The organism is Xanthomonas cucurbitae (genome assembly GCF_002939885.1).
GTDB lineage: Bacteria > Pseudomonadota > Gammaproteobacteria > Xanthomonadales > Xanthomonadaceae > Xanthomonas > Xanthomonas cucurbitae.
Map to the genome: position 1 here is coordinate 21,752 of NZ_MDED01000005.1, position 14,586 is coordinate 36,337.

Below are 14,586 nucleotides of genomic sequence, written 5' to 3' on the forward strand. Positions count from 1 at the left end.
GGTGTAGCGCCAGCACTTGGCAATCCGGTCGCAGGCGGCTAGGTTTGCGGCCTACGCTTTCGTGTCACCGGGGAAATCCATGCGTTCCATCCTGTTCGCCGCCCTTGGCGCGGCGTTGTTGTGCGGGCCTGCGTCGGCGGCATCGCGTTTCGTGCAAGACCCCTACCCCAGCACCTATCACGCGCTGGCGTCCGGCCCGGTGCTGATCCAGCACGCCACGGTCCTGACCGGCACCGGTGAGCGGCTGGACGATGCCGACGTGCTGCTGCGCGACGGCAAGGTGGCTGCGGTAGGCCGCGCGCTCGAAGCACCTGCCGATGCCCGTCGCATCGACGGCACCGGCAAATGGGTCACCCCCGGCATCATCGACGTGCACTCGCATCTGGGCGTGTATCCCAGCCCCGGCGTCAGCGCGCACAGCGATGGCAACGAGATGACCGCGCCCGTCACCCCCAACGTCTGGGCCGAACATTCGATCTGGCCGCAGGACCCTGGCTTCGGCACGGCGCTGGCTGGCGGCATCACCTCGCTGCAGATCCTGCCCGGCTCGGCCAACCTGATCGGCGGGCGCGGCGTCACGCTGAAGAACGTGGCCTCCACCACCTACCAGGGCATGAAATTCCCGGGCGGGCCATGGGGCCTGAAGATGGCCTGCGGCGAGAATCCCAAGCGCGTCTACGGCGAGAAGGGCGGCCCCGGCACCCGCATGGGCAATGTCGCCGGCTACCGCGCCGCCTTCATCGATGCGGCCGACTACCTGCAGAAGAACGCACCGAAGAAGAACATCGAAAAGAAGCGCCACTGGTGGAGCCGCGGCGGCGACAACGACAGCAGCGGCGATGCCGGCGGCAAGCGCGACCTCAAGCTCGACACGCTGGCCGGCGCCATCAATGGCGATATCCGCGTGCACATCCACTGCTACCGCGCCGACGAAATGGCCACCATGCTGGACCTGTCCAAGGAATTCGGCTTCCACATCGCCGCCTTCCATCATGGCGTGGAGGCCTACAAGCTGGCCGACCGCCTGGCGCAGGAAAACGTCTGCGGCGCGCTGTGGGCCGACTGGTGGGGCTTCAAGATGGAAGCCTTCGATGGCATCCAGGAAAACATCGCCATGGTCGACCGCCCGGCCAACAGCTGCGCCATCGTGCATTCGGATTCGGAAGAAGGCATCCAGCGGTTGAACCAGGAGGCCGCCAAGGTGATTGCCAACGCGCGCCGCAGCGGCATGGAGATTGCGCCCGAACGCGCCATCCGCTGGCTCACCAGCAACGCGGCCAAGGCGCTGGGCATCGAGCAGCAGACCGGCGCATTGGAGCCGGGCAAGATGGGCGATGTGGTGGTGTGGAACGGCAACCCCTTCAGCTCCTACGCGCTGGCCGAACAGGTGTACATCGACGGTGCGCAGGTCTACGACCGCCACAACCGCGCATTGCAGCCGGTCTCGGACTTCATGCTCGGCCAGGAGGTGGCACGATGAGCCGCATCCGCACGTATTGCCCCCGTTTGCGCGCGCTGTCGGCGCTGCTGCTCGCGGCGCTGGCCTTGCCCGCCGCCGCCCAGCAGGTGCTGATCCGCGGCGCCACCGTGCATACCGCCACCGCGCAGGGCACGCTGCGCAACACCGACGTGCTGGTACGCGGCGGCGTGATCCGCGCCATCGGCAGCAACCTGGCGGCACCGGCCGATGGCCGCGTGATCGACGCCAGGGGCCGGCCGCTGACCCCGGCATTGTTCGGCGGCATCACCGAGATCGGCATCGAGGAAGTGTCCGGCGAAGACAGCACCGTGGACAGCGGCGTCAAGCTGGCCGATCAACCGATGCGCCCGGAATTCGACGTCACCCTGGCCTACAACCCGGAGTCGGTGCTGGTGCCGGTGGCGCGCGTGGAAGGCATCGGATTCACGGCACTGGGGGCGACCACCAGTGGAGCCTTCATCGCCGGCCAGGGCGGCATCGTGCGGCTGGATGGCAGCCCGGATCCGGTCGGGCCACATGCCTTGTTTCTGCGCATCGGTGCGGCAGCCTCCGACCTGACCGGCAGCTCGCGGGCTGCGCAGTGGATGCTGCTCGATCAACTGGTGGCCGAAGCGCGCGGCCGCGTGCCGGCCGATTCGCCGCATGCCTTGCTGACCCCGATGGGCCGCAGCGTGCTGGCCAGGTATCTGGCCGGGCAAGGCCGCATCGTGGTGCAGGTGGAACGCGCCGCCGACATCCGCCAACTGCTGCGCTGGGCACAGCGCGAGAAGCTGCGCATCGCCATCGCCGGGGGCGCCGAAGCCTGGAAGCTGGCGCCGCAACTGGCCCAGGCCAGGGTGCCGGTGCTGGTCAATGCCCTGGCGGACCTGCCATCGACCTTCGACCAGGTCGGTGCCACGCTGGAAAACGCCGCGCGGCTGCGCGCTGCCGGGGTGGAGGTCAGCTTCAGCCAGAGCGGCGATGCCTCGCACAACGCACGCAAGCTGCGCCAGCTGGCCGGCAATGCGGTGGCCAACGGCCTGCCATGGGAATCCGGCCTGGCCGGGCTGACCCGCGTGCCGGCAGAGATCTTCGGCGTGGCCGATCGCATCGGCAGTATTGCGGTCGGCAAGCAGGCCGACCTGGTGTTGTGGGAAGGCGACCCGCTGGACGTTGCGCACTACGCCGAGCAAGTGTGGCTGGGCGGGCGTGAGATGCCGATGCGCTCACGCCAGACCGAGCTGCGCGACCGTTACCTGCAACCAGCCGGGGCGCTGCCGCGTGCCTACCTGAAGTGACGCGCCTGCCGTGACTCGGCGGCATGCGCGGCACGCCGTACATGCCGATCCGCGACGCCACCCAAGCCACGCAGGCGGGATAGTCCCCGGCAACCACCGGGGACCTCGGACGACCGCTGCGGCCGGTCGCCTCGCCTACTAGGGCCTACTTCGCGTCCATCGTGGCGCTGACCTTGGCCCAGCCGTTGCCGCGCACCACTTCAAAACCCGCTTCAGCCGCATGCAGGTACATGCTGTTGCTGTAACGACCATCCTTGGCACGATTGTTCTGCAGCCAGGTCAGGAATGGCTTGGCATCGATGTTGAGGCTGCCGCTGGTCTTGAGCGTGGGCTGGCCCGCGGTGCCGGTCGGGATGAAGGTGTAGACGTAATAGCCCGCGCCGGAGTTGAAGCCTTCCCACAGGTCGAAGGTGCGACCACCGGCGGTGATGACCTTGGTGGCGGTCACCGTGCCGATCGGCCAGGAGTTGTGCTCGCCCCCAGATCATCACTTCCAGCTGCGGGTTGCCCTTGGCGGTATCCCAGCGGAAGAAGATGTCGTAGGCGAAATCGCCCGCCAGATTGCTGCCGCCGGCGCTGTAGTTGAACTTGAACGGCAACGCGCTGATCGAGGAAATCTGCTTGGGAAACAGCGTGTCGCTGGTCGGATTCCAGTCGTAGTGCCAGCCACGCACGATCGCCGGGTAGCCGTAGAGGTTGTAGTCGGCGAAGTTGAAGGTGACGGTCAGCTCGGGCGTGCTGCCGGTGCCGAAGGTGCCCTGGATGATGTTGTTGGGATCGTTGAAGTTGTTGACCCACGCATAGTGGTTGCCAAAGATCTTGTACGGCCCGGCCAGTGCCGCCGGTGCCAGGGCCACCAGACCGATGACCAATGCCGCCTTCCACCAACGCCGGGCGCGCGGCCGCGTGGCCGGTGCCTCGACGCCATGGAGATTAGGAAGGCTGCTTGCGATGTCGTGCATGTCGATTCTCCGTGATATTCGACGCGCCGGCATCGCTGCGATGCCGACGTCCCAACCCTGCGGCGGGCGCGTCGGACCCTAGCAGCGGCACCGCCGCAGGAGCTATAGCGATTCCGGCAGGCGTCACCCGCCAAGCACCATAGCGGGCGCTACCTTCCACTCGGCGCGTGCGCCGATGCGCAGTTCGTGCCCGCTGCGCTCCCTTGCCATTGCGCGCAATGGCAGTTACCAGCCCGCCGAAGCACTGCAATGGTGCGTAGCCGCATGCGCTGCAGTGCACTGGACATCAAGCCGGTGCTGCGCGCCTACCGCGGCAGTACCGCACCGGTCGCCAAGCGGAAAGGCTTCGAACCATCGGCCGAGAAGCTGTTCGGCTTTACCGTGCGCAAGATCCGCGAGGGGTTGATGACACCCACCGTATGCGTGGGCTATGGCGGCGAGCTGGCCGAGCTGCGCCGCCTGCCCGGCTATGCCGCGCTGCAGGCGGCCTGCCAGTCGCATGATGTGGAGCTGCTGGAGAGCGTGATGAGCCTGACCGGCATGGTCAATGTCGGCAAGGGCGCGTTGGCAGTGGGATTCGCTGCCGCGCCGCACGGGTTTGCGGCCTGAGGCCACGCGCGGCGGCGTACCGCTCTCGACGGTGTGCTCACCCGGCCTTGGTTAGGGTGCCGCCGTCATTCCATGGAACCTGCGCATGCCTGTCAGCTATTCAATTAGCCTGCCCGACCCCAAGCTCGCCCGTGGCAGCGCGCCGTCGGTGAGCTTCGATGCCCACGGTGCGCAAGCGTTCGCCGAACAGTTGCAGGCGGCGCTGCGCGACCCGGCGTGGTTCGATCGCTGGCGTCGGTTGCAGGCCGACCCGGACGCGGTGGACCCCGCGCTAGGCGTCACCGACCCAGCCGCCAGCGTCACTGGCGAACAGCGCGATCTGCGCATCGATCTGGTGGCCACCACCAGCATTCCGGGCGATCTGTTCAAGCTGCGCATGCAGGCCCTGGCCGGCCACCACTGGGAAATGCGCGACGTACGTTGAGGGCCCGGCGTCGCGATCCGCACTGCGGCGCCCACGGCGCCGCGACACGCTCAACCACGCAGCGCTGCGGCATGGTGGGCGATGTGCTCGCCGATGAAGCTGGCGATGAAGTAATAGCTGTGGTCATACCCCGGCTGCAGACGCACGGTGACCGGATAACCCGCCGCCCTGGCGGCCGCTTCGAACAGCCCGGTCTTGAGCTGGCTGTCGAAAAACTCGTCGGCCTCGCCCTGGTCGATCAACAGTGGCAGGTGTTCCGATGCCTGCGCGATGAGCGCAGTCGCGTCATGCGCCGTCCATGCAGCACGGTCCTGGCCCAGGTACTGCCCGAACGCCTTCTCGCCCCACGGCACCTGGCTCGGCGCCACGATCGGCGAAAACGCCGACACGCTGCGATAACGCCCTGGATTTTTCAGCGCGATGGTGAGCGCGCCATGCCCCCCCATCGAGTGACCACTGATCGCGCGTGCAGCGGTGGTGGCGAAGTGCGCCTCGATCACGCCCGGTAATTCGTTCACCACATAGTCGTACATGCGGTAGTGCGCGGCCCACGGCTGCTGCGTGGCATCGACGTAGAATCCGGCGCCCTTGCCGATGTCGTAGCCCTCGGCGTCGGCAACATGCTCGCCGCGCGGGCTGGTGTCCGGCGCCACCAGGATCAGGCCATGCTCGGCGGCGTAGCGCTGCGCGCCGGCCTTGCTGATGAAGTTCTGCTCGGTGCAGGTCAATCCGCTCAGCCAGTACAGCACCGGCAGCGGGCCATCGGCGGCCTGCGGCGGCAGGTACACACCCACCTGCATGCTGCAGCCCAGGCTTTCCGACTGATGCCGGTACACGTCTTGCCAGCCGCCGAAACAGGCGCGGTGTTCGCTACGTTCCATGAGGAATCCTTACGATGGGGAGACCCAGCGACCGGAGTGACGGCCGCAGGGTGGCACGGGATTGCCGCGAGCACGCTGCGCGCGGTCAGAAATGGATCACGGTGCGGATCGACTTGCCCTCGTGCATCAGCTCGAAGGCGTGGTTGATCTCGTCCAGCGGCAGGGTGTGGGTGATGAACGGATCCAGGTCGATCTCGCCCTTCATCGACTGCTCCACCATGCCCGGCAATTGCGTGCGGCCCTTGACGCCACCGAAGGCGCTGCCGCGCCACACGCGCCCGGTCACCAGCTGGAACGGGCGGGTGCTGATTTCCTGGCCGGCACCGGCCACGCCGATGACCACGCTCTCGCCCCAGCCCTTGTGGCAACACTCCAGCGCCGAACGCATCACGTTGACGTTGCCGATGCATTCGAAGCTGAAATCCACCCCGCCATCGGTCAGCGCGACGATGACTTCCTGAATCGGCTTGTCGTAGTCCTTGGGATTGATGCAGTCGGTGGCACCCATGCTGCGCGCCAGCTCGAACTTGCCAGGGTTGGTGTCGATGGCCAGGATGCGCCCGGCCTTGGCCTGCACCGCGCCCTGGATCACCGCCAGCCCGATACCGCCCAGGCCGAACACCGCCACGCTGTCGCCCGGCTTGACCTTGGCGGTGTTGTGCACCGCGCCGATGCCGGTGGTGACACCGCACCCGAGCAGGCACACTTTTTCCAGCGGCGCCTCCGGGTTGACCACCGCCAGCGAGATCTCCGGCACCACGGTGTATTCGCTGAAGGTGCTGCAGCCCATGTAGTGGTAGATCGGCTCGCCGTTATAGGAAAAGCGCGTGGTGCCGTCCGGCATCAGGCCCTTGCCCTGGGTGGCGCGCACCGCCTGGCACAGGTTGGTCTTGCCGGACAGGCAGAACTTGCACTGGCGGCATTCGGCGGTGTACAGCGGGATGACGTGGTCGCCGACCTTGACGCTGGTGACACCTTCGCCCACCTGCTCGACAATGCCGCCGCCTTCGTGGCCGAGCACGGCCGGGAAGATGCCTTCCGGGTCGTCACCGGACAACGTGAAGGCATCGGTATGGCACACGCCGGTATGGGTGATGCGGACCAGTACTTCGCCGGCCTGCGGCGGCGCGACGTCGATTTCGACGATTTCCAGCGGCTTGCCGGGACCGAATGCAACTGCTGCACGGGATTTCATTGCGATAACTCCTGAGATGGATGATCGGGGACGGGCACGGCATGCGCCGGCCGGTCGGGAATTCATTTGAGATACGAGCGGACCAGGCCCAGCAGCTCCTGCACGCGCTCGGCACGTTGCGCATCGGACGCGGCGGCATGCCCGAAATCTTCACGGATATGCGCTTCCAGCACCTGCGACATCAGCCCATTGACCGCCCCGCGGATCGCGGCGATCTGCTGCAGCACCGGGGCGCAGTCCGCGCCCGACTGCAGCGCGCGCTCGAGCGCATCGCACTGCCCGCGCAAGCGCCGTACCCGCGCCAGCGCGCGGTTCTTTTCCAGCGGCGAATGCGGCATGCAGCCCCCACGTAGAATACTGGGGGGTAGTATACCCGCATGCATCTTCGGCTGCAGACGCCGCTGCAAGGCGCTGCCGTGAGACGGTCAGCGCTCGACGATCATCGGTGCTGCGCCAACCGCCGCTCCTGCCACGCACTCGGGCTGCGAGGCCAGCACCGCCGCGCGAAACCTGGCGGCGAACGCGCCATCGTTGGCCTGGTAGAACGCGCGGGCGTTGGCCGACAGGTGATCGAGCGTTGTCTGCGGCATGGCCAGCGCAGTTTCCACCGCATGCGTGATGCCGGCCCTGTCGACGTAGTAGTACGACGCCAAGCGCCGCTGACGTACCTCGGCCACCGGAATCAGCACACCGTGGTCGGGACGCACCAGCTCGTTCATCGGCTCGCCATCGGTGGCCAGGGTGATCGCCCCGACGCTCAGCGCCTCCATCAGGTAATGCCCGAAGCCCTCCGCCTCGGAGGGGCAGATGTGGAACAGGTGCGCGTTCTGCAGCCGGCGCAGTTCGGCATCGTCCAGGTAGCAGACCCGGTGATGGATATTGGGCGCGACCACCGGCTTGCCGGCGGTGCGCGGGTTCTGCACCACCGTCAGCAGCGGCCACTGCGGGTGCTGCTTCCAGGTGTCGAGCAAGATCCGGGTGCCCTTGGCGGTGCTGCGACCGGCCAGATGGAAGAACGCGCGCTGGCGTGGCACCTGCGGATCGTAGCGGTCTGGACTGGTGAAGCCGATATGCCGCGTGACGCAGCCAAGGCTCTGGAAGATCCGCTCGGCATGGCGGGTCTTGCACAGCACGGCGTCGAATTTCGGCAGCGACGGCAGCCACTTGGGCAGCAACCACTCCGGATTGGGGACCAACAGGTTGACCTGGCCCAGCGGCAGGCAGCGCGCATAGACCCGCTCGGAAAAGAGCTGCACCGGCACCCGCCCGAACACCATGCGGCTCGCCCAAAGACACGCTTCGCGCGCCGTATCGTGCAACCGCTGGCTGGTGAAGCCCACTTCCTGCACCGGCACGCCGCCCGCGCGCAGCGCCTGCGCCATTAGAACCATGTCGCGGGTCAGGCCCACGCCATTGTCGCGACTGATGACCCGCATCATCGGAAACGCCGCCACCGGCGCATGCTGGCCAGCAAGGTAGCCCACGGACGCGGGCACGCTGTCACTTCGTTGTGTCATGCTGCATCACACATGTGTCATAGGTTGACAAATTCAGCCATTATCATGTTGGTCTTGAGCCTGCGGCAGCAACCACCATGCATCCGGCACCCCTCACTTCTTGCGGGATTCCCGCCCCCCCGGCAACGATCACGCCCATGCACCACCCCCGCCTTCTTGTCGTCGACGACGACCCGGATCTACGTAAACTGATCGGCGAATTCCTCAGCGCCCATGGCTACCAGGTGGAAATGGCCGAGAGCGTTGCGCAGATGCGCCAGAGCATGGCCCTGCACCGCCCGGACCTCATCGTACTCGACGTGATGTTGCCCGGAGAAGATGGCCTGAGCGCGGCACGCGCGCTGACCAGCCAGCGCGGTGCCCCGGCGGTCATCATGCTCAGCGCGCTGGGTAACGATACCGACCGCATCATCGGCCTGGAAGTGGGTGCCGACGACTACCTCGCCAAGCCCTGCAATCCGCGGGAATTGCTGGCCCGCGTGCGCGCCCTGCTGCGGCGCAGCCAGGCCAGCCACGAGCAGGCCGACCAGCGTGGCAACGTCTACGAGTTCGCCGGCTGGCGGCTGGACGTGGTACGGCGTGACCTGCGCGACCCCACCGGCATCTTCATCAATCTGTCAGATGGTGAATTCGCGCTGCTGCGCACCTTCGTCGAACACCCGCAGCGGGTGCTCAGCCGCGACCAGCTGCTGGACTACGCACGCGGCCGCGACACCGACGTCTACGACCGCGCCATCGACAGCCAGATCAGCCGCCTGCGCCGCAAGATCAACGAGCGCGTGCATACCGAGCTGATCCGCACCGTGCGCAACGAAGGCTACATGCTGCTGCCGAGCGTCTCGCGCCTGTGAGCCACTCGCCACGTCGCGGGCTGTCGATCTTTGCCCGGACGTTTGTATTGCTGGCGGTCGCCCTGCTGACCGCCCAGGGCGTCGGCATTGCGCTGTTGGTCCTGCGCACGCCCGTGTACGAACCCCCGGTGCATCCACCGGAAGTGGTGGCACTGCTGTCCACGCGCATGCCTGCGGGCACGCGCTCGCTCACGGTCACCGACCACACGCAGGCACCGTCGCCACCGGTCGGCCAGGTCCGCGACCGCGTTGCGGAAATGCTGCTGGCGCACTGGCTGGGCGTGGACCGGCAGCGCATGCGCTTCTACCGCAGCGCCGACGCGCGCGGCGACGCCGGCAGCCTCCCGGCCAGTGCCGATGCGGCGCGCAGTGCAGTATCGGAGGGCAGCAGCGGCCTGCCGGCCGACTGGGAAAACGAACGCCTGACCCCCGCGGTCCCGTTGCTGGATGGCTTCACCGCAGCCCTGCAGCAGCCCGATGGCCGCTGGCGCACCGTGCAATCGCCGCCCCGCCGACTGTCGGCCGAGTTCAAGACCCATGTGGTGCTGCTGTTCCTGGCCGGATTGCTGGTCAATGTGCCGCTGGCGTGGTGGTTTTCGCGCGCGTTGTCGGCACCGATCCAGCGCTTCGCCGAAGCGGCCGACCGCCTGGGCCGCAATCCCGAGGCCCCCGCACTGCAACGCAGCGGTCCGCCGGAAATCGTGCGCGCGGCCGACTCGTTCAATGCCATGCAGGCGCGCCTGAACCGGCTCATCAACGAACGTACCCATATGGTTGCGGCGATCGCCCACGACCTGCGCACGCCGCTGGCACGGCTGTCCTTTCGCCTGGACGACCTGCAACCGCCGCTGCGCGAGAAAGCGCTGGCCGATCTGGAAGAGATGAAGGCGATGATCTCCGCCGCGCTGGATTTCATCCAGAACGACCGCCACCGCGGCGCGCGCGCGCCACTGGATCTGCGCTTGCTGGTGGAAAGCGTGGTCGACAATGCCACCGATATCGGCGCCGATGCCGCCTTGCTGCCCGGCCCGGCGATCACCCTGGAAGGCGACCCGCTGGCGTTGCGGCGCGCGGTGATGAACCTGCTGGAGAATGCGTTGAAATATGGCCAACGCCCACGCCTGCACTTGCAGCGCGATGGCGAGGACGGCGTGCTGTGGATCGACGACGACGGCCCCGGCATCGATCCCATGCAACGCGAACAGCTGCTGCTGCCGTTCGTGCGTGGCGAATCCTCGCGCAACCGTGGCACCGGCGGCATCGGCCTGGGGCTGTCGGTGGCGCACAGCATCGTGCTGGCCCACGGCGGCGACCTGCGCCTGGACAACCGTGCCGAAGGCGGATTACGGGTGACGGTGCGCCTGCCGTGCATGCCGGAGCGGCGCTGAGCAGGCTGGCAACACCCGCGCGGCAGCTGCCGCCCGCCCGATGGCTCAGTACGCGAACTCGCGGAACACGCGATCGATATCGCCCTTCCATGCGCCGTGATACAGCGCCAGCTTGCGCTCGGCGGCGGTGACGCCGCTATCGGCGATCTCGGCGATCACGTCGAGAAAACCGGTTTCGTCCTGGCCGTCGCGATTGAGCTGCGCGCGGCGGCGCAGCCCTTCGCGCGCGATGTTCACCGCCTCCACGGCCAGGTCGCGCAACGTGCCATTGCGGAACGGCAGGCCCAGCGCATGCCTGGGCACGCCGTCGCGCAGTGCGTGGCGCTCGGCGGGACTGAAATTCTTGACCAGGTCCCAGGCCGCGTCCAGCGCCGTGTCGTCGTAGAGCAGGCCCACCCAGAACGCCGATAGCGCACACAGGCGATCCCACGGACCGGCGTCGGCGCCGCGCATTTCCAGATACTTCTTCAGGCGCACTTCCGGGAATGCGGTGGTCATGTGGTCGGACCAGTCGCGCAGCGTCGGCAACGCGCCCGGCAGCGCCGGCAGCCTGCCTTGCATGAAATCGCGGAAGCTCTGCCCGCTGGCATCGTGATAGACGCCATCGCGGTAGGAAAAATACATCGGCACATCGAGCAGGTAGTCGACGTAACGCTCGTAGCTGAAGCCGTCTTCGAACACGAAATCCAGCATGCCGGTGCGGTCGGCGTCGGTATCGGTCCAGATATGCGAGCGGTAGCTCAGGTAGCCGTTGGGCTTGCCCTCGGTGAACGGCGAATCGGCGAACAAGGCAGTGGCGATCGGCTGCAGCGCCAGCGAGACGCGGAACTTCTTCACCATGTCCGCTTCGGTGGCGTAATCCAGATTGACCTGCACCGTGCAGGTGCGCGTCATCATGTCCAGGCCGAGCGAACCGACCTTGGGCATGTAGCGCTTCATGATCTGGTAGCGGCCCTTGGGCATCCACGGCATCTGGTCGCGGCGCCACTTGGGCTGGAAACCCATGCCCAGGAACCCCAGCTGCAACTCGCCGGCCACCTGCGCCACTTCGTCCAGGTGGGTGCCGGTTTCCACACAGGTGTGGTGCAGGGTCTCCACCGCCGCGCCAGAGAGTTCCAGCTGGCCGGCCGGCTCCAGCGTCACCGAGGCGCCGTCGCGCAACAGCGCGATGGTGCGGCCGTTTTCCTGCACCGGTTCCCAGCCGAAGCGGGTCAGCCCGGTGAGCAAGGCCTCGATGCCACGCGCGCCATCGAAGGCGGGCGCACGCAGATCGTCCAGCTGGAAACCGAACTTTTCATGCTCGGTGCCGATGCGCCAGTGCGTGCGGGGCTTCTCGCCGGAGGCCAGCACCTGGACCAGTTCCGCGCGTTCGGTAATCGGCGTTTCGGCAACGTGGCTGGGACTCGACAAAGGCGGGCTCGCAAACGTGAGGGGGTGGGACGATGTGGGGCTACTCCCCATCCACCGCAAGGCCCGCACTATACCCGCAGGGCATTGAAGAATTGCCGCCACCGGCCGGGTCTGAGATTTCCATCCATGCGCATGGCGCGCACTGGCCGGCGCTGGCGCGGCATTGCGCACAGCGGCGGTTGCGTCCGCCAGGCATCACTGCCCGGCAGGCGCTTCCACATCCAGTCCCAGCCAGCCGCCCACGATGCCGCGCAATTCGTCCACGCCCTGGCGCGATTCGCCCGAATAGGTCTGCACGGTCACGCTGTCGCCGAAGCGCGAGGTCACTTCCTTCTTGACCTTTTGCAGGGTCTGCATCTGCTGGCCACGGCCGAGCTTGTCGGCCTTGGTCAGCAAGCCGTGGGCGGGCAGGCCGCGTTCGGCCGCATAGCCCAGCATCTGCAGGTCGTAGTCCTTGAGCGGGTGGCGGATGTCCATGACCACCACCAACCCGCGCAAGGCCTCGCGCGTGCGGAAATAGCGGTCGATGAAGGCCTGCCAGTGCGCCTGCAGGTCCTGCGGCACCTTGGCGTAACCGTAGCCTGGCAGGTCCACCAGATAGCGCTCGGGCTGGATCTGGAAAAACACCAATTGCTGGGTGCGGCCGGGCGTCTTGGACACGCGCGCAAGCGCGTTCTGCCGGGTCAGCGCATTGAGCGCGCTGGATTTTCCGGCGTTGGAGCGGCCGGCGAAGGCCACCTCGAAGCCACCATCGTCGGGCAATTGCCGGGCGTTGTGGGCGGACAGGTGGTAGCGGGCTTGTTCGATAAGGAGCGACATCCCGCTAGGATCGCACGTTCGGGCCTGACGGTTTTGCTGCACTGTTCGTTGACCCTGGCACGAAGGCATGTCGATAATCCGGGCACGCCTGCCACAGCCAGCACCCAACGCGCGCGGGCCGGGTCCATACGGAGCTTCAGCTGATGCGCCATGCTCGTGTGTTAGTCCTCGCCGCCCTCGCCGTGCCGGTCATTGCGGCCGTGGCGTTTGCGCAGTCGGCGGTCACGCCGATCCCCGATCCGCCGCCGGTGCGCGTTGCGCCGCTGGAGGTGGACCTGGCCAAAACCACCTGGGGCGATGCCAAGGCCGGCCAGACCAAGGCCGCGGCCTGTACCGCCTGCCACGGCCCGGACGGCAATCCCGCCCTGGCCATGTACCCGCGCATCGCCGGCCAGACCGAGCGCTACGTGGCACACCAGGTGGCGCTGATCGCCAGCGGCGAGCGCAACAGTGGGATGTCGGCGGTGATGGTGCCCTTCGTCAAGGACCTCACCGCGCAGGACATGCGCGACCTGGGCGCCTACTTCGCCACCCAGAAGTCTGCCGCCGGGGTCGCCGACGATGCGGTGATTGCCGAGGGGCCGTACCAGGGAATGAAGTTCTACGAAGTTGGCGAGAAGCTCTACCGCAGCGGCGATGTCGCACGCGGCGTGCCGGCCTGCATGGCCTGTCATGGCCCATCCGGCGGCGGCAACCCGGGCCCCGCCTACCCACGCCTGGGCGGCCAGCATGCCGACTACGTGGCACGGCGCCTGAAGGACTACCAGGCCGGCACCACCCAGGAGCGCAATCCAGCGCTGTTCCATATCATGGCGCAGGTGGCCAAGCCGCTGACCGAGCAGGAGATCCAGGCGCTGTCCAGCTACCTGCAAGGCCTGCACGATCGCGCCGACGACGCGGCCGCCGCTCAAGTGGCCAACGCCCCCCCGGCACGCTCGTGAGCTGAGTCGCCCCACCACCCCACCACCCCACCGCGTCACGACGCCGGTCCCGCGACCGGCGTCGTCGTTTCCCGCCCTCTCGCGCATCCCCCACGGAGCCTGCATGAAGCTGTTTTCCCGTCTGTCCCTGCTGCTATTGATCCTGGTGCCGCTGGCGGCCTGTGCCGCCGACAAGAAGGCTGTGCCGGTCGAAGGCGAGGATTACACCCTGATCGACGGCGGCCAGCCGTACGCGCCGCTGGCTGGCAAGGTCGAAGTGGTGGAAGTGTTCGGCTATACCTGCCCGCACTGCGCGCACTTCGAACCGACGCTGGAAGCCTGGGCAGCCAAGCAGCCTTCCTACGTGCGCTTCACCCCGGTGCCGGCGGCGTTTGGTGGCTTCTGGGATACCTTCGCGCGCGCCTACTTCACCGCCGACATCCTGGGCGTGGCCAAGCGTAGCCATCGCGCCATGTTCGATGCCATCCACGAAAAGCAGAGCGTGCCGACCCAGAACGTCGCCCCGGACGAACTGGCCGTGTTCTATGCCGACTACGGCGTGCCGCAGCAGCGCTTCGTGGACACCTTCAAGAGCGCAGCGGTGGACGCCAGGCTCAAGGCCGCGCGCGAGTTCGCGCAGCGTAGCAAGCTGCCCGGCACGCCGGCCCTCATCGTCAACGGACGTTACCTGATCGGTGCACGCGATTACCCGCAGATGCTGAAGATTGCCGACTATCTGATCGCCCGAGAACACGCCGGGCCGGCCAAGCGCTGAACCACCTAACCGTGACCAACGCCCACCCGTGGCATCATGCGCCCCGCGGCCACCCGGCCCTTTCCTCGCCCCACGCTG

The 14,586-nt window shown here is 67.3% G+C and carries 13 protein-coding genes and 2 pseudogenes; 8 read left to right on the forward strand and 7 right to left on the reverse strand.

Going from position 1 to position 14,586, the window contains the following annotated elements; all coding sequences use genetic code 11:
• The first annotated feature begins 79 nt into the window (after positions 1-79).
• Complete coding sequence (locus XcuCFBP2542_RS04320; protein ID WP_104602392.1) at positions 80-1,480, forward strand: amidohydrolase; 1,401 nt, start codon at positions 80-82, stop codon at positions 1,478-1,480.
• Positions 1,477-2,757: an amidohydrolase family protein gene (locus XcuCFBP2542_RS04325; protein ID WP_104602393.1), complete on the forward strand. Its 1,281-nt coding sequence runs from the start codon at positions 1,477-1,479 to the stop codon at positions 2,755-2,757. The genes XcuCFBP2542_RS04320 and XcuCFBP2542_RS04325 overlap by 4 nt, the downstream gene beginning before the upstream one ends.
• A 145-nt stretch (positions 2,758-2,902) precedes the next feature.
• Here XcuCFBP2542_RS04325 and XcuCFBP2542_RS04330 read toward each other — a convergent pair.
• Positions 2,903-3,719: pseudogene (locus tag XcuCFBP2542_RS04330) on the reverse strand (GH12 family glycosyl hydrolase domain-containing protein).
• A 273-nt stretch (positions 3,720-3,992) separates the two neighbouring features.
• On the opposite strand from XcuCFBP2542_RS04330, the pseudogene XcuCFBP2542_RS04335 reads away from it, so the two are divergent.
• Together XcuCFBP2542_RS04335 and XcuCFBP2542_RS04340 are read left to right on the forward strand one after the other, a co-directional pair.
• Positions 3,993-4,328: pseudogene (locus XcuCFBP2542_RS04335) on the forward strand (DegV family protein); the annotation flags it as partial.
• 85 nt (positions 4,329-4,413) lie between these two features.
• Positions 4,414-4,752 carry a hypothetical protein gene (locus XcuCFBP2542_RS04340; RefSeq protein WP_170066946.1) on the forward strand — a complete coding sequence of 113 codons (339 nt, stop codon included), beginning with the start codon at positions 4,414-4,416 and terminating at the stop codon, positions 4,750-4,752.
• Between the two features lie 50 nt (positions 4,753-4,802).
• On the opposite strand, the gene fghA is transcribed toward XcuCFBP2542_RS04340, so the two are convergent.
• From fghA to XcuCFBP2542_RS04360, 4 genes are all read right to left on the reverse strand, one after another.
• Positions 4,803-5,633, reverse strand: a complete 831-nt coding sequence (gene fghA, locus XcuCFBP2542_RS04345) for an S-formylglutathione hydrolase (protein WP_104602395.1) — start codon at positions 5,631-5,633, stop codon at positions 4,803-4,805.
• A gap of 85 nt (positions 5,634-5,718) precedes the next feature.
• Positions 5,719-6,828 (reverse strand): S-(hydroxymethyl)glutathione dehydrogenase/class III alcohol dehydrogenase, encoded by a 1,110-nt coding sequence (locus tag XcuCFBP2542_RS04350; RefSeq protein WP_104602396.1) that lies wholly within the window; start codon positions 6,826-6,828, stop codon positions 5,719-5,721.
• A gap of 62 nt (positions 6,829-6,890) precedes the next feature.
• Positions 6,891-7,166 (reverse strand): metal/formaldehyde-sensitive transcriptional repressor, encoded by a 276-nt coding sequence (locus XcuCFBP2542_RS04355; RefSeq protein WP_104602397.1) that lies wholly within the window; start codon positions 7,164-7,166, stop codon positions 6,891-6,893.
• An 87-nt stretch (positions 7,167-7,253) separates the two neighbouring features.
• On the reverse strand, positions 7,254-8,267 hold the full coding sequence (locus XcuCFBP2542_RS04360) for a glycosyltransferase (RefSeq protein WP_104602491.1): 1,014 nt from the start codon (positions 8,265-8,267) through the stop codon (positions 7,254-7,256).
• Positions 8,268-8,482: 215 nt separating this feature from the next.
• On the opposite strand from XcuCFBP2542_RS04360, the gene XcuCFBP2542_RS04365 reads away from it, so the two are divergent.
• Positions 8,483-9,196, forward strand: coding sequence for a response regulator (locus XcuCFBP2542_RS04365; RefSeq protein ID WP_104602398.1), 714 nt, complete (start codon positions 8,483-8,485; stop codon positions 9,194-9,196).
• Entirely contained in the window at positions 9,193-10,584 is a 1,392-nt protein-coding gene (locus XcuCFBP2542_RS04370) for an ATP-binding protein (protein ID WP_104602399.1), read from the forward strand. The genes XcuCFBP2542_RS04365 and XcuCFBP2542_RS04370 overlap by 4 nt, the downstream gene beginning before the upstream one ends.
• Positions 10,585-10,629: 45 nt before the next feature.
• Here XcuCFBP2542_RS04370 and XcuCFBP2542_RS04375 read toward each other — a convergent pair whose 3' ends face one another.
• Together XcuCFBP2542_RS04375 and yihA are read right to left on the reverse strand one after the other, a co-directional pair.
• Positions 10,630-11,994 (reverse strand): glutamate--cysteine ligase, encoded by a 1,365-nt coding sequence (locus tag XcuCFBP2542_RS04375; protein WP_104602400.1) that lies wholly within the window; start codon positions 11,992-11,994, stop codon positions 10,630-10,632.
• A 195-nt stretch (positions 11,995-12,189) separates the two neighbouring features.
• A complete protein-coding gene (gene yihA, locus XcuCFBP2542_RS04380; protein ID WP_104602401.1) occupies positions 12,190-12,813 on the reverse strand; it encodes a ribosome biogenesis GTP-binding protein YihA/YsxC in 624 nt (207 codons plus the stop codon).
• A gap of 143 nt (positions 12,814-12,956) precedes the next feature.
• On the opposite strand from yihA, the gene XcuCFBP2542_RS04385 reads away from it, so the two are divergent.
• Complete coding sequence (locus tag XcuCFBP2542_RS04385; protein WP_167526942.1) at positions 12,957-13,754, forward strand: c-type cytochrome; 798 nt, start codon at positions 12,957-12,959, stop codon at positions 13,752-13,754.
• A gap of 103 nt (positions 13,755-13,857) precedes the next feature.
• Entirely contained in the window at positions 13,858-14,508 is a 651-nt protein-coding gene (locus XcuCFBP2542_RS04390; RefSeq protein WP_104602402.1) for a thiol:disulfide interchange protein DsbA/DsbL, read from the forward strand.
• Positions 14,509-14,586: the final 78 nt, after the last annotated feature.

What these genes read in the sequence shown, in the direction of transcription:
- XcuCFBP2542_RS04390 (WP_104602402.1), top strand. Translation starts at nt 13,858, where the DNA reads ATGAAGCTGTTTTCCCGTCTGTCCCTGCTGCTATTGATCCTGGTGCCG.
- XcuCFBP2542_RS04320 (WP_104602392.1), top strand. Translation starts at nt 80, where the DNA reads ATGCGTTCCATCCTGTTCGCCGCCCTTGGCGCGGCGTTGTTGTGCGGG.
- XcuCFBP2542_RS04360 (WP_104602491.1), bottom strand. Translation starts at nt 8,267, where the DNA reads ATGATGCGGGTCATCAGTCGCGACAATGGCGTGGGCCTGACCCGCGAC.
- yihA (WP_104602401.1), bottom strand. Translation starts at nt 12,813, where the DNA reads ATGTCGCTCCTTATCGAACAAGCCCGCTACCACCTGTCCGCCCACAAC.
- XcuCFBP2542_RS04355 (WP_104602397.1), bottom strand. Translation starts at nt 7,166, where the DNA reads ATGCCGCATTCGCCGCTGGAAAAGAACCGCGCGCTGGCGCGGGTACGG.
- XcuCFBP2542_RS04350 (WP_104602396.1), bottom strand. Translation starts at nt 6,828, where the DNA reads ATGAAATCCCGTGCAGCAGTTGCATTCGGTCCCGGCAAGCCGCTGGAA.
- XcuCFBP2542_RS04340 (WP_170066946.1), top strand. Translation starts at nt 4,414, where the DNA reads ATGCCTGTCAGCTATTCAATTAGCCTGCCCGACCCCAAGCTCGCCCGT.
- fghA (WP_104602395.1), bottom strand. Translation starts at nt 5,633, where the DNA reads ATGGAACGTAGCGAACACCGCGCCTGTTTCGGCGGCTGGCAAGACGTG.
- XcuCFBP2542_RS04365 (WP_104602398.1), top strand. Translation starts at nt 8,483, where the DNA reads ATGCACCACCCCCGCCTTCTTGTCGTCGACGACGACCCGGATCTACGT.
- XcuCFBP2542_RS04325 (WP_104602393.1), top strand. Translation starts at nt 1,477, where the DNA reads ATGAGCCGCATCCGCACGTATTGCCCCCGTTTGCGCGCGCTGTCGGCG.
- XcuCFBP2542_RS04385 (WP_167526942.1), top strand. Translation starts at nt 12,957, where the DNA reads ATGCGCCATGCTCGTGTGTTAGTCCTCGCCGCCCTCGCCGTGCCGGTC.